The sequence below is a fragment of the Mycobacterium neumannii genome, from assembly GCF_002245615.1.
Lineage (GTDB): Bacteria > Actinomycetota > Actinomycetes > Mycobacteriales > Mycobacteriaceae > Mycobacterium > Mycobacterium neumannii_A.
On record NZ_NKCO01000008.1, the window covers coordinates 1 to 12,960 of the forward strand.

Annotated in this window: 16 protein-coding genes; 10 read left to right on the forward strand and 6 right to left on the reverse strand. The window is 67.5% G+C overall.

The genetic code is table 11. The features are described from left to right. Window positions 1-182 precede the first annotated feature (182 nt). Window positions 183-929 carry a peroxide stress protein YaaA gene (yaaA, locus tag CEX88_RS11390; protein ID WP_066843701.1) on the forward strand — a complete coding sequence of 249 codons (747 nt, stop codon included), beginning with the start codon at window positions 183-185 and terminating at the stop codon, window positions 927-929. 11 nt (window positions 930-940) lie between these two features. Here yaaA and CEX88_RS11395 read toward each other — a convergent pair whose 3' ends face one another. Beyond that, window positions 941-1,450, reverse strand: coding sequence for a hypothetical protein (locus CEX88_RS11395; protein WP_082962187.1), 510 nt, complete (start codon window positions 1,448-1,450; stop codon window positions 941-943). 96 nt (window positions 1,451-1,546) lie between these two features. Beyond that, window positions 1,547-3,178, reverse strand: a complete 1,632-nt coding sequence (locus CEX88_RS11400) for a fatty acid--CoA ligase (RefSeq protein WP_094293694.1) — start codon at window positions 3,176-3,178, stop codon at window positions 1,547-1,549. 97 nt (window positions 3,179-3,275) lie between these two features. On the opposite strand from CEX88_RS11400, the gene CEX88_RS11405 reads away from it, so the two are divergent. Genes CEX88_RS11405 through CEX88_RS11420 form a run of 4 tightly spaced genes read left to right on the forward strand, consistent with a single transcriptional unit; the run spans window position 3,276 to window position 5,779 of the window. After that, on the forward strand, window positions 3,276-3,653 hold the full coding sequence (locus CEX88_RS11405) for a hypothetical protein (RefSeq protein WP_202931459.1): 378 nt from the start codon (window positions 3,276-3,278) through the stop codon (window positions 3,651-3,653). Between the two features lie 41 nt (window positions 3,654-3,694). Beyond that, window positions 3,695-3,934: a hypothetical protein gene (locus tag CEX88_RS11410; RefSeq protein ID WP_068199745.1), complete on the forward strand. Its 240-nt coding sequence runs from the start codon at window positions 3,695-3,697 to the stop codon at window positions 3,932-3,934. A 34-nt stretch (window positions 3,935-3,968) separates the two neighbouring features. Further along, window positions 3,969-4,817 carry a hypothetical protein gene (locus CEX88_RS11415; protein ID WP_066843707.1) on the forward strand — a complete coding sequence of 283 codons (849 nt, stop codon included), beginning with the start codon at window positions 3,969-3,971 and terminating at the stop codon, window positions 4,815-4,817. A gap of 38 nt (window positions 4,818-4,855) precedes the next feature. Next, complete coding sequence (locus tag CEX88_RS11420) at window positions 4,856-5,779, forward strand: alpha/beta fold hydrolase (protein WP_094293587.1); 924 nt, start codon at window positions 4,856-4,858, stop codon at window positions 5,777-5,779. Window positions 5,780-5,788: 9 nt separating this feature from the next. Here the strand turns inward: CEX88_RS11420 and CEX88_RS11425 are convergent, their stop codons facing one another. Both CEX88_RS11425 and CEX88_RS11430 read right to left on the reverse strand, forming a co-directional pair. Beyond that, window positions 5,789-6,010 (reverse strand): hypothetical protein, encoded by a 222-nt coding sequence (locus CEX88_RS11425; protein ID WP_064393793.1) that lies wholly within the window; start codon window positions 6,008-6,010, stop codon window positions 5,789-5,791. Window positions 6,011-6,088: 78 nt separating this feature from the next. Beyond that, window positions 6,089-7,348 carry a competence/damage-inducible protein A gene (locus tag CEX88_RS11430; RefSeq protein WP_094293695.1) on the reverse strand — a complete coding sequence of 420 codons (1,260 nt, stop codon included), beginning with the start codon at window positions 7,346-7,348 and terminating at the stop codon, window positions 6,089-6,091. 58 nt (window positions 7,349-7,406) lie between these two features. Between CEX88_RS11430 and CEX88_RS11435 the strand changes: the two genes are divergently transcribed. Continuing rightward, entirely contained in the window at window positions 7,407-7,793 is a 387-nt protein-coding gene (locus CEX88_RS11435) for a PaaI family thioesterase (RefSeq protein WP_068199741.1), read from the forward strand. 233 nt (window positions 7,794-8,026) lie between these two features. Here the strand turns inward: CEX88_RS11435 and CEX88_RS11440 are convergent, their stop codons facing one another. Continuing rightward, complete coding sequence (locus CEX88_RS11440) at window positions 8,027-8,761, reverse strand: glucose 1-dehydrogenase (protein WP_094293588.1); 735 nt, start codon at window positions 8,759-8,761, stop codon at window positions 8,027-8,029. Window positions 8,762-8,838: 77 nt separating this feature from the next. On the opposite strand from CEX88_RS11440, the gene CEX88_RS11445 reads away from it, so the two are divergent. From CEX88_RS11445 to CEX88_RS11460, 4 genes are all read left to right on the forward strand, one after another. Next, window positions 8,839-9,915, forward strand: a complete 1,077-nt coding sequence (locus CEX88_RS11445) for an NAD(P)H-dependent amine dehydrogenase family protein (protein ID WP_094293589.1) — start codon at window positions 8,839-8,841, stop codon at window positions 9,913-9,915. Between the two features lie 12 nt (window positions 9,916-9,927). Continuing rightward, window positions 9,928-10,704 carry an HAD family hydrolase gene (locus CEX88_RS11450; RefSeq protein WP_066843720.1) on the forward strand — a complete coding sequence of 259 codons (777 nt, stop codon included), beginning with the start codon at window positions 9,928-9,930 and terminating at the stop codon, window positions 10,702-10,704. Between the two features lie 82 nt (window positions 10,705-10,786). Then, window positions 10,787-11,143, forward strand: a complete 357-nt coding sequence (locus CEX88_RS11455) for a VOC family protein (protein ID WP_231987752.1) — start codon at window positions 10,787-10,789, stop codon at window positions 11,141-11,143. A 44-nt stretch (window positions 11,144-11,187) separates the two neighbouring features. Beyond that, window positions 11,188-12,321, forward strand: a complete 1,134-nt coding sequence (locus CEX88_RS11460; RefSeq protein ID WP_094293590.1) for a nitronate monooxygenase — start codon at window positions 11,188-11,190, stop codon at window positions 12,319-12,321. Between the two features lie 45 nt (window positions 12,322-12,366). Here the strand turns inward: CEX88_RS11460 and CEX88_RS11465 are convergent, their stop codons facing one another. Further along, the gene (locus CEX88_RS11465; RefSeq protein ID WP_094293591.1) at window positions 12,367-12,918 is read right to left on the reverse strand and encodes a TetR/AcrR family transcriptional regulator; all 552 of its coding nucleotides are present in this window, start codon (window positions 12,916-12,918) and stop codon (window positions 12,367-12,369) included. Between the last annotated feature and the right edge of the window lie 42 nt (window positions 12,919-12,960).

Sequence of the window (12,960 nt, forward strand, 5' to 3'; positions counted from 1 at the left end):
GCCGATGGTCCCGGGCGCCCCGCCCGCGCCGGTGGTCATGATGGCCGGGCACGAGCCCGCCCCGCCGGGCGCTCCGATCGCCCCGCCGCCGCCTCCGCCGCCGGGCGATCCGTTCGCCCCGCCGCCGCCGGCTCCGATGCCTCCGGCCTGAGCGTGACCCGCGCCCGGATAGCCTCTGCGGCGTGATCGTGCTTCTTCCGCCCTCGGAGACCAAACGGGTCGGAGGCGACGGGCCCCCACTGCAGCTGGAGTCGCTCAGTTCGCCTGAGCTCGGGCCCCTGCGCGCCGAACTGCTCGACGAGCTCGTAAAACTGGCCGCCGACCGGCCCGCATGCCGGCGCGCCCTGGGGCTCTCCGCATCACAGGACGCCGAGATCGAGCGCAACGCGGAGTTGCACGTCGCGCCGACGTTGCCAGCGATGAGCCGCTACACCGGCGTCCTCTACGACGCGCTGGACGTCGGATCGCTGCGCGGGGCCGCCGCAGCGCGGGCAAGGGCACGGCTGGCCGTCGGCTCTGCCTTGTTCGGACTGCTGCGCGCCGACGATCCGGTCCCGGCCTATCGGCTCTCGGCAACGTCGAAGCTACCCGGCCGGCCGTCGTTGGCGACGCGGTGGCGCCCACTGCTGGAACCTGTGCTGGCCGACTGGGCCGTCGACGACCTGGTCGTCGACCTCCGCTCCGGTTCGTATGCGGCGCTCGGCCGGTTGCCCAATGCGGTACGGGTGGACGTGGTCGCCGAGCATCCGGACGGGCGCCGCAGCGTGGTGACCCACTTCAACAAGGCGCACAAGGGGCGACTCGCGCGCGTACTGGCGGCCTCGCGATCCGAACCCGCCGATGCGGCCGCGGTCGCAGCCGTGGCGCGGCGCGCGGGTATGCGGGTGGAACGCCGCGGCGACGAGTTGACCGTCGTCGTCGCCGCCTGAGCGCACCGCCGTCAGATCTTGACGATCATGTCGCTGGTGTAGAACTCCTTGGGGTCCTGGGAGAACGGGTCGGGCCGCGTGATCCACACCCACGCCCCCGTCGCTCCCGGTTCGATGCTGTCGTGGAGGCTGACGGTGCCGTGACCGACACCGTTGGTCTGCAACGGAGCCATGGCGACACCGGGATCGCTGCCGAGGCACGGTGCCGACGACGGCCGCGGAACCTGAATGAGCCGGACGTCGTAGCGCGTGTTGGGTACGGCCACGTCGAGCGTGACATCCGCGGACAGATTCGACCCGCTCGACCTGATGACGCTCGTGCCCCGCCCATAGCCGGTCGGGCCGTTGTAGTCGGTCTCGCTGTAATCGCAACGCCGCGACACCTGGTTCATCGGGACGAAGGTGTCATTGGCCGCCGCGATGCCGGCGGTCAGCAACCCCAGGGGTGCCGCGGTCGTGAGCGCGGCGGCCGAGGCCATCAGTCGGATCGATCGGCGCATGTCTTCGTCCCCGTTCCTCATCCGCGGTGTCTAGCCACCGGATTGACCGTCGTCGCTACCGTAAACCACCCGCCACCCGCGCCGGAACGGTTCGCCGTGTGTTCGGCGCCTGGGCGATCAGTCCCGGCACTCGACGACGTCGTAGGCGTCGTCGGCGTACCGCGCCCTGATCAACTTCTTGTCGAACTTTCCGACGCTGGTCTTGGGCACCTCCTCGACGAATGCCCAACGCTCCGGCAACCAGAATCGGGGCACGTTGTCGCTCAGATGTTTCCGCAACTCGTCGGGGGTGACGGACGCGTCCTCGTCGAGGACCACCGCCGCCAACGGCCGCTCCTGCCAACGATCGTCGGGCACCGCGACGACCGCCGCCTCGTACACGGCGGGGTGGTCCATGATGCGCAGCTCCAACTCCACCGACGAGATCCACTCCCCACCGGACTTGATTACGTCCTTGGCCCTGTCGGTCAACGTGATGAAGCCCTGAGGATCGATTTTTCCGACGTCACCGGTGCGCAACCACCCCTCGTCGAACTTGCTCGAGTCGGCGTTGAGGTAGTACGAGCCGGTGATCCACGGGCCGCGAATCTCGATCTCGCCCACGGCTTTCCCGTCGCTGGGCAGGACTGCGCCCTGGTCGTCGACGATGCGGATCTCCACACCGCACAATGCGCGGCCGGCCGCGGCCCGCAACGTCCAGTGGTCCTCGCCGGTCACTTCCGGTGGCGGGACCGCAATCGCCGCGAGCGGAGAGGTTTCGGTCATACCCCAACCTTGCCGGATGACGACGCCGAAGCGCTCCTGGTACTCCTTCATCATCGCCAGTGGGACCGCCGATCCGCCGCAGCAGACGTTGCGCAGCGACGAGATGTCCCTGTCCGGGTTGGCGTGCAAGAAGTTGAGCACGTCGTTCCATATCGTCGGCACCGCCGCCGACACCGTCGGGCGGTGACGCTCGATCATGTCGACCAGCGGGGCGGCCTGCAGAAACCGGTCGGGCAGCAGCAGATCCGCGCCGGCCATCACCGACGCATACGGCTGACCCCACGCATTGGCGTGAAACATCGGAACGACCGTCAACACGCGGTCACCGTCGGCCAGACCGATGCCGTTGGCCGAGCACACGGCCATCGAGTGCAGATACGTCGACCGGTGGCTGTAGACGACGCCCTTCGGGTTGCCGGTCGTGCCGCTGGTGTAACACATTGCGGCGGCACTCTTTTCGTCAAGTTCCGGCCAGTCGTACTCGAGCGGCTGCTCGGTGATGAGGTCGTCGTACCGGATCACCGTGGGGCCCGCGTCGGCGAGTTCGGAGATGTCGCCCTCCCCCACCACGACCACGGTGTGCACGGTCGCCAGCTGCGGCAGGATCGGTGCGAACAACGCCACGAGCGACATATCCACCAGCACAACGGAATCCTCGGCCTGGTTGGCGATGAACGCGACCTGATCGCCGCCCAGGCGGATGTTGAGTGTGTGCAGCACCGCGCCCATGCACGGCGCGGCGAAGTAGGCCTCGAGGTGTTCCTGGTTGTTCCACATGAACGTGGCGACCCGTTGCCCCTCGGTCACTCCGAGCGCACGCAGCCCGTTGGCCAACTGGGCCACCCGCCTTCCGAGCTCGCCGTAGCTGATCTCCCGCGAACCGTCGGGCGTCGCGGTGATCACCTTGCGACCGGAGTGCCACCCCGTGCCGTGTCGCAGGATCGTGGTCAGAGTCAGTGGAAAGTCCTGCATCGTGCTGTCCATCGGCACCTCCCGTGCGGCTGGCTCAATAGCGCCATGATGGTCCATGTCCTGGCGTTTCGACAGGAAACCGGGTATCGCGTCGCTAGCATCTGCGGTCATGGTCGAACCGAGCTATCCGCCCGCCTACCCGATGCCGCGGCCCCCGAAGCGGCCGGTGTCCGGCGCGGACATCGCGGCTTCGATAGTCGCCCTGGTGATGACCGCCGCGATGCTCGTCGTCGGGGCGGTGTTCGGGCTCTTCTCTCTCGCGTTCCTGGATCACTGCCCTCCCGAAAGTTGTAGCGAGGCGGGCGCGGTCGGCGCGATCATCAACGCGCTGTTGATCGCCGCTGCCATCGGTGTGGCCGGGTTGATCGTCACGGTCGTGCAGCTGGTGCGACGTGCGCGGGGCTGGCCGTTCGCTCTGGGAACCTTCGGGCTCTGCCTGGCCACGCTCATCGTCGGCGGCTTCTTCTACACCTTGGCGGTCGGCTGAAACCCTCGAGCGCCGCGGTGACTTGGCCTACCGTTGGTCACGTGGAGACACACCCGGCAAAAGCCCCCGGCCTGGTAGCGGTCGAGGCACTGCGCTCAGGTGACCCTGTCGTCGATGTCAACGGTGGCGGTCAGCATTACACGGTGTTGGAGGCCAAGGACCTCGGCGAGGGGTGTGTCGTCCTCGAACTCGAGTCGAAGGCCCACGACGAACTGCGGGTGATCGAGATGACGTTCCCCGCCGGTTATCAGATGGAAGTATCGCCGCGCCGACTGCAGTAGACCGCCGTCGGCGTTACCTCAGATGGGAGTACGCGTGCTGCGCGATATCCGCGAGTTGTCCGATTCACCCGAGGAGTATGCCGAGGAACTGCGCAGGCGCTGGGGCGGACTGCTGAGTTATCGCTACATCGGCCGCAGTTACGCGCAGATGGACCTCGTCGAGGAGGACAACACGGTCACCGTGCGCCGCGATATGCGCGACGCGGCCGGTGGGCTGCTGTTCGCCGTGCTGGGCATCTCGGCACCCGAGAGTGGCCACATGTCCGACCTGGAGGCGGTGCCGAACCCGGTCATCCATTCCTGCCAGATCCTCGATCCGGGCCTGGGCGTGCGACGCTTCGAGGTGGTATCCGAGGAACTGAGGGTCGGCCGCCAGATGGGCTACAGCCGCGCAAAGATCGTCGACGCCGACAAGCCGGACCGCGTGCTCGCGCTGATCGAGGGTCAGGGGGTCAGCATCGGCATCCCGCCCGAGGGACTGGAACGAATGGAGGCCAACCCCCTCGAGATCGTCGACTCCCCCGACCTGCCGCCGCTGTGGCAGGTGTTCGGCGGCCATCGCCGGCCAGACGGCCGCTGGGGGCTGCCCGAACTGTCGGTCGAGGTCGCATCGCCCGATGCGGCCCTGCACGTCGGACCGCAGTTCGTCATCCTCGAGACCGCCGCCATCGACGCCGCGGCCGCCGCCGCGGGAACCGGCCGTCTCCACGGCGTGTCCTGCCATGTGATGTTCATGGCGCGCGGAAAGGCCGGCCCATTCCGGGTGGACACCGAAGCGCTGCGCGGGTCCGACGACACGTTCGCGGTCCGGGTGCTGATGCATGACGAGGGCGTCGACGACCGAGTCACCACCGCCGCGTCGTACGTGTTTCAGGTGGCCTGATCGGAATGATCGGCCGGGCGTCGTGAGACACTCTCGCCATGGTTGTCGCAATCGCCCGCCCGAAGCTCGAGGGCAGCGTCGCTGTCGGTGAGGATCGACGTATCGGCTTCGCCGAGTTCGGTGACCCGCAAGGCCGCGCCATCTTCTGGCTGCACGGCACCCCGGGTGCCCGCCGTCAGATACCGATGGAAGCGCGCATCTATGCGGAGAAGGCGAACATCCGCCTGATCGGCCTCGACCGGCCCGGGATCGGGTCCTCGACCCCGCACCGGTACGAGCGGGTCGTCGACTTCGCGGATGACCTGCGCACCATCGCCGACACGCTTGGTATCGACAAGATGGCCGTGGTCGGCCTGTCCGGTGGGGGCCCGTACACGCTTGGATGCGCGGCCGCGATGCCGGACCGCGTGGTTGTGGCGGGCGTCATCGGCGGCGTCGCGCCCACGGTCGGCCCCGACGCGATCCCCGGCGGGCTGATGGGCAACCTCGGCACACGCGTCGCACCGCTGCTCCAGTACGCGGGAATCCCGGTCGGGCTGCTGGCCTCGGCACTGATCCGGTTCATCAAGCCGGTCGCCTCCCCCATCACCGACCTCTACGGTCGCGTGTCACCCGAGGGCGATCGCCGGCTTCTGGCCCGGCCGGAGATCAAGGCGATGTTCCTCGACGACCTGCTCAATGGCAGCCGCAAGCAGTTGGCGGCCCCGTTCTCCGACATCGTCGTCTTCGCCCGTGACTGGGGCTTCCGGCTCGATGAGATCACCGTGCCGATCCGATGGTGGCACGGCGACGCCGACCACATCGTTCCGTTCCGTCACGGTGAGCACGTCGTCTCGAAGCTCCGCGACGCCGAGCTGTACACGATGCCCGGCGAGAGTCACCTCGCCGGCCTCGGCCGCGCCGAGGAAATCCTGCAGACGATGTTGAAGGTGTGGGACGAACAGAAGCCCCAGCGTCCCTGACCGCTCAACTCAGCGTTTGAGCCAGCCGGACACCGTGGACAGGTCCCGGCTGTAGGCCATCAGGATGTCGTCGTGGTACAGCGCACCGCCGCTGATGGCGTCGTTTCCCTGCCAGATCACGTGGATACGCACCGGGCTACGCGTGTAGTAGTCGGTACGGTCCGCCTCCCTACGGTCCCATCCGACCTCTACGGCGCGTTCAGACATCTGCTCGCGCGCGTTCTCCGCCATCGGTACTCCTCCTGTGTCGGACCCGTACGTTAGCCGATCCGCATGGCACCGCTGCAGGAGGCCGCGAACGCGCATCGCTCAGCTCAGCGCTCGGCGCAGCAAGTGCATGGCCACCGTGGTGGACCGCTCGCGGATATCGGCCCGGTCACCGGGCATCCGCATCGATCTGGTGACCGCAGTACCGTCCGCCAGCTTCAGGCTGAAACACACGGTGCCGACCGGTTTTTCCTTCGTCCCGCCGCCCGGCCCGGCGATGCCGGTGATCGCGACCGCGGTGTCCGCGCCGAACCGGTTCAGCGCTCCGTCGGCCATCGCTTCGGCGACGGGTTCGGAGACAGCGCCATGCTTTTCGATCAGCGCGGGGTCGACGCCGAGCAACCCGGACTTGGCGTCGTTCGCATAAGCCACCACCGCGCCCGCGACGTACGCCGACGAACCGGCGAGGTCGGTCAGCCGCGCGGCCAACAGACCGCCGGTGCACGACTCCGCGGTCGCGATGCGCCGCCCGGTCAGCAGCCGGGCCACCTGGTCGTCGATTCGCGAGCCGTCCTCGGAGAAGACCGCATCGCCATGACGATCGCGCAGCAACGCCATCAGCTCGCTGTAGGTCTCGGCGGCGTCGGGCTCATACCGGGTGACGACCTCGAGTTCACCGCGCCGCAGGCAGGTGGTGATCTCGAGCCGTCCGAAGCCGTCGACCTCGCGTTCGGCGTCGCGCAGCGTATCGGCCAGACCGGATTCCGGAACCCCGAACATCCGCACCATCTCCTGGCGATACACCGTGCGGCCCGCGATCGCCTTCTGCACGGCGGCGGTCTGCAACGCCAGCGGCCACATGGGCTGCAGCTCGCGCGGCGGGCCGGGCAGCACGACGACCGTCGGCGTGCCGGGGACGACCACACCCGGCGCGGTGCCCACCGGATCGATGACGTCAGCGCCTTCGGGGATCAGGGCCTGTTTGCGATTGGCCACCCGAATCGCCTCGGCGTCGACGTCCGGGAAGCGTGCCATCAGCCGCGACACGATGTCGGCGATCTTCTCCTCGAGTCGGTTGTCCAACACCAACTCTCGGCCGCTGAACCGAGCCACGGTGTCGACGGTCATATCGTCGGCAGTGGGCCCCAGGCCGCCGGTGGTGATGATGAGGTCCACCCCCTCGTCGGCCAGGAAACGCAGCTGGGCCTCGATGTCGCCGCGCCGGTCACCGCACATCGTGATGTGTGCCAGTTCGACACCCAACTCCAGCAGCCGGTCGGCCAGCCAGGGTCCGTTGAGGTCTTGGATCCGGCCGGTGAGGACTTCCGTACCGGTGACGACGATGCCCGCGCGTGCGCTCACGATTGACGACATTACGCACCCGACACAGCGGCGACGCACGGCGGTAATGTCGTTACCCATGACCGCGCCCAAGTCGCTTCGCGAGTTGTTCGACCAACTCGGCCTGACGGAGGTGCCGTCGCCCGAGGGCACCGTGACGATGGAGATGCCGGTCGACGAGCGGACCACCAACACCGCGGGCGGTCTGCAGGGCGGCTTGATCGCGACGATGGCCGACGTGACGGCGGGTCAACTCGCCTCTCGAGTCACCCCTTTCGGTCACGCCATCGCCACCACGGACCTGTTCATCCGCTATCTACGGCCCATCAAGATCGGGCCGGCGAGGGCGGTCGCGCGGATCCTGCGTACCGGTAAACGTTCGGCGGTCGTGCAGGTCGACATCTACCGCGGCAACGACGACGAAGTCGGAGCGACCGCGACGGTGAACTTCGCCGCCGTCGACTGACCTGACCCGGACCACGCCCGCCGCCGGCCGACCCACCCCTCGCCGACTAGACCCCTCGCCGAGTAGACCCCTCGCCGACTAGATCCCTGGCCGAGTAGACCCCTCGCCGAGTGTGGGGTTATGTCACGCTCGCGGCGCGGAAGACGTGCGGGTAACCCACGTTCGGCGCCCTCGGGAGGAGGTCGGCGCCCTCGGGAGGAGGTCGGTGCCCTCGGGAGGAGGCGGCGCCAGATCTACTTGTGCGGGACGTCGTTGGTCAGGCCGCCGTCCATGACGTACTCGGCGCCGGTCGAGTATCGGGACTCGTCGCTGGCCAGGAACACCACGAACGTGGCGACCTCCTCGGGCTGACCGGGGCGGCCCAGCGGTATCCGCAGCATGTTGTCCGGGAAGTGTTTGGTCATCGGCGTACGGATGAAGCCGGGATGCACCGAGTTGACGCGGATGTTGTGCGGGCCGAGTTCCAGCGCCGCCGACTTCGTCAGCCCGCGCACCGCCCATTTGGAGGCGACGTACGGGTGCACCATCACTGCGCCGCGCAACCCCTCGATCGACGAGATGTTGATGATCGACCCGCCGCCCGCGGCCTTCATCGCCTCGACTGAATGCTGCATGCCGAGAAAGGTGCCGGTGAGGTTGACGTCGATGACCTTCTGCCACTTGGCCATGTCGAATTGGCCGATCATGCCCAGCGCCACGGTGCCCGCGTTGTTGACCAACACGTTGAGCTTGCCGAACTCGTTGACGGCGGTGGCGACGGCGGCCTCCCACTGGTCGGCCTGGGTGACGTCGAGGTGGACATAGCGCGCCGCGTCACCGATCTCCTCGGCCAGCGCCTTACCCTTCTCATCGAGGATGTCGCCGATCACCACCTTGGCGCCCTCGGCAATCAGTGCACGGGCATCGGCCGCGCCCATCCCCTGCGCTCCGCCACTGATCAGAGCCACCTTGTCGTCCACACGTCCCATGGGGCGTCAGGCTACCGCACCCCGCGCGGAACTAGAACCTGTTCCAATTCGGCTGGCCACCACGCATACTGCTGGCCATGGCTATTCGTGTGGCGCTCATCGGAACCGGCAACTGCGGCAGCCTCGCACTGAAGCAACTCATCGACGATGCGCGGTTCGATCTCACCGGCGTCTGGGTCTCGTCGGAGGCCAAGGTGGGCAAGGACGCCGGCGAGTTGGCCGGCCTCGACGTCACCACCGGCGTGACCGCGGTCGGCGATCTCGACGCGATCATCACCGGCGCACCGCAGTGCGTCGTGTATTGCGCGATGGGCGACACCCGACTGCCCGACGCGATGGCCGACGTTCGCAAGATCCTCGCGGCGGGCATCGACGTCGTCGGCTCCGGTCTCGGCGTGTTGCAATACCCGTGGCAGGTGATCCCCGACAAGTACATCCAGCGCATCGAAGATGCTGCGCGAGAGGGTAATTCGACGGTCTTCATGACCGGCGTCGACCCGGGCTTCGTGACCGACCTCCTCCCCTTCGCGCTCGCCGGAACGTGTCAGAGCATCGAACAGATCCGCACGATGGAGATCGCCGACTACGCGAGCTACGACGGCGCCACCGTCATGTTCGACGTGATGGGTTTCGGCAACGAGATCGGTGACCTCCCGATGCTGTATCAACCGGGGGTGCTGAGCATTGCCTGGGGCACCGCGATCCGGCAGCTCGCCGCGGGTCTGGGCATCGAGGTCGACGAGATCAAAGACTCCGTCGAACAGGAGCCTGCCCCCGAGGACTTCGACGTCGCGGTCGGCACGATCAAGAAGGGCACGGTGGCCGCCGTGCGCTTCTTGATCGAGGGCATGGTCAAAGGCCGGCCGGCGATCGTCGTCGAGCACGTCACCCGGTTGCGCGGCGACCTGCGACCGGATTGGGCCCAACCCGCACAGCCGGGCGGTTCGTACCGCGTCGAGATCACCGGCGAACCGTCCTATGTCATGGACATCTGCCCGACCAGTCGCAACGGCGACCACAACTACGCGGCGATCCTGGCCGCGGCCGGCCGCATCGTCAACGCGATTCCGGACGTGGTGGCGGCCGCGCCGGGGATCCGGACCACTTTGGACATGCCGCTCGTGACGGGCAAGGGACTGTACTCGGCTCAGTAGGCTGACGAGGTTATGAGCCTGCAGCCGGCGATACCCGAACGCGTGGACGCGGTAGCCGAAGTCGCCGCGAGCCCGCAGGGTCCCCGCGTCGGAGCGTTCTTCGACCTTGACGGCACGCTGGTCGACGGCTTCACGGCCACGGCACACGCCGCCGACCGCATCCGTCGCAGACAGGCGCGCATCGGCGAGGTTCTCGGTGTGGTCGAAGCGTCGCTGCGATACCGGTTGGGCCGCATGCAATTCGAGCGACTCCTCACCCGCGCGGCCGGTTATCTGCGCGGCGAGTCCCTGGCCGAACTCGACGAGCTCGGCGAGCGGCTCTTCGTCGAACGGGTGGCGGCGCGCGTGTTCCCCTACATGCACGAGATCGTCCAAGCCCACCAGCAGCGCGGTCACACCGTCGTGCTCAGCAGCTCGGCGCTGACCATCCACGCCGAGCCCGTCGCCCGGTTCACCGGGATCGACCACGTGTTGTGCAACCACTTCGAGGTCGACGAAGCCGGCCTCCTCACCGGCCGGATCGCCAAGCCCGTCATCTGGGGAGCCAACAAATCGACCGCGGTGCAGCGTTTCTGCGAGGCCAATGATGTTGAGCTGCAACGCAGCTACTTCTACGCCGACGGCGACGAGGACTCGGTGTTGATGGCTCTTGTCGGCAATCCGCGGCCGGTGAACCCGCGGCCCGGGCTCGCCGCGATGGCGGCCGAGCGCGAATGGCCGGTGTTACGCGTCGAGGGGGCGAGCAACCGCAGGCGGGTGTCGTTCCGGAGGCTGATCGGTTACGACTGACCGCATGCGTTGAGACTGTCGTTTATGACGGATTTCGCTCGAATCCCGTCATAACGCTGAATCTCGGCGAAGGATTGGGGCCGTGGCTGGGAAGTTCAACGACATCGCCGCCGTCGTCGCCACCGGCGACTTTGTGGCCGCCCGGTCCTGGTACTGCGAGGTGATGGGGCGCGGCCCCGACCTCGAGCCGATCGAGGGCGTCGCCGAGTGGCAGATCACTGCGACGGCCTGGCTGCAGCTCATGGAGGACCACGCACGGGCCGGGCGATCGGCGGTCCGGATCGGTGTCGACGACCTCGACGCGCAGACCGCCGAGTTGGCGAAGCTGGGTGTCGAGACCGGAGAGGTCGTCGTGATCGCCGGCCTGGTGAAGGTCCTCGACGTCGCCGACCCGGACGGCAACGAGGTCTCTTTCGTGCAAGACCTCGGCGCGTACTAAACTAGAACACGTTTCAATTTGAGCGGTGACACCAAGGAGCAGGCATGCGCACCCCGATCTGTAACGACCTCGGCATCGAGTACCCGATCTTCGCGTTCACCCACTGCCGCGACGTGGTGGTCGCCGTGAGCAAGGCCGGCGGATTCGGCGTGCTCGGCGCCGTCGGATACACCCCGGAACAGCTCGAGATCGAGCTCAAGTGGATCGACGAGAACATCGGAGACCACCCGTACGGCGTGGACATCGTGATCCCGAACAAGTACGAGGGCATGGACTCCGCCGATATGGACCCGGAGGTGCTCAAGAAGACGCTCAACGATCTCGTCCCGCAGGAGCACATCGACTTCGCCAAGAAGATCCTCTCCGAGCACGGCGTCCCGGTCGACCACAGCGACGACGACGCGTTGCAACTGCTCGGCTGGACCGAGGCCACCGCCACCCCGCAGGTCGAGGTCGCGCTGCGGCATTCGAAGTGCACGTTGATCGCCAATGCGCTCGGCACTCCCCCCGCCGACATGATCAAGCACATCCACGACGAAGGCCGGAAGGTCGCCGCGCTGTGCGGGTCGCCGTCGCAGGCGCGCAAACACGCCGACGCCGGGGTGGACATCATCATCGCCCAGGGCGGCGAAGCCGGCGGGCACTGCGGCGAGATCGGCTCGATCGTGCTGTGGCCGCAGGTCGTCAAGGAGGTCGCACCGGTGCCCGTGCTGGCCGCCGGCGGCATCGGCAGCGGCGAGCAGATCGCTGCCGCGCTGGCGCTCGGGACGCAAGGTGCCTGGACGGGTTCGCAGTGGGTGATGGTCGAAGAGTCGGAGAACACCCCGGTTCAGCACGCCGCGTACGTCAAGGCCACCAGCAAGGACACCGTGCGCAGCCGGTCGTTCACCGGGAAGCCCGCCCGGATGCTGCGCAACGAGTGGACCGAGGCGTGGGAGGATCCCAACAACCCTAAGCCGCTCGGAATGCCGTTGCAGTACATGGTTTCCGGGATGGCGGTGGCCGCCACCCACAAGTACCCGAACGAGTCCGTCGACGTGGCGTTCAACCCGATCGGTCAGGTCGTTGGGCAGTTCAGCAAGGTCGAGAAGACCGCGACGGTAATCGAGCGCTGGGTGCAGGAGTACCTCGAGGCGACCGGCAGGCTCGACGAGATCAACGAGGCCGCCTCGGTCTGATTTCGGTGCGGTTCGCTGCGCTGAGCGCGACAAGCGACACCGAAATCACTCGGTGAGAAGTCGCTGCGTGGCCCGTTCCAGCACTTCGCGTCTGGTCAGTGCGCCGTGGTCGGCGGCGATGAAGTGACCTCCGATCGCCAGTGAGAAGGCGAGCATGGCGCGGGCCTCGACGTCGGCGGCGTCGTCGACGAAAGTGCCGATGAGAGTACGCAGATACTCCATCCGTCGGTTGTCGACGCGACGAAGGCGCCGAGCCACCGCGCGATCGCGGCGGGCCCAGTCACGCACCGCCAGGTCGACCGGGAGAAGTTCCTTCGAGAACGTGAGCAGGCCGGCCTTGCGGACCTTTGCCCTGGCGTCTCCACCCTCGGACTCGACACGTGCGAGCACGTCGTCGGTGCTCCGCTGCTCCCACGACTCCAACAGGGCGTCGAGGAAGTCCTGTCGATTGGTGAAGTGCCAGTAGAACCCGCCACGCGTGACGCCCAACGCTTTGGCGAGTAGATCCACCCGAACGGCATCCGGCCCACCAGCTGCCAACGCCTCGAGTCCGGCGTCGATCCACCCGTTCCGTGGTGTGCGGATCTGAGCAACCATCGGGAACCCCCGTGCTAAGGCCTTGACGGCGTGACGGATTCA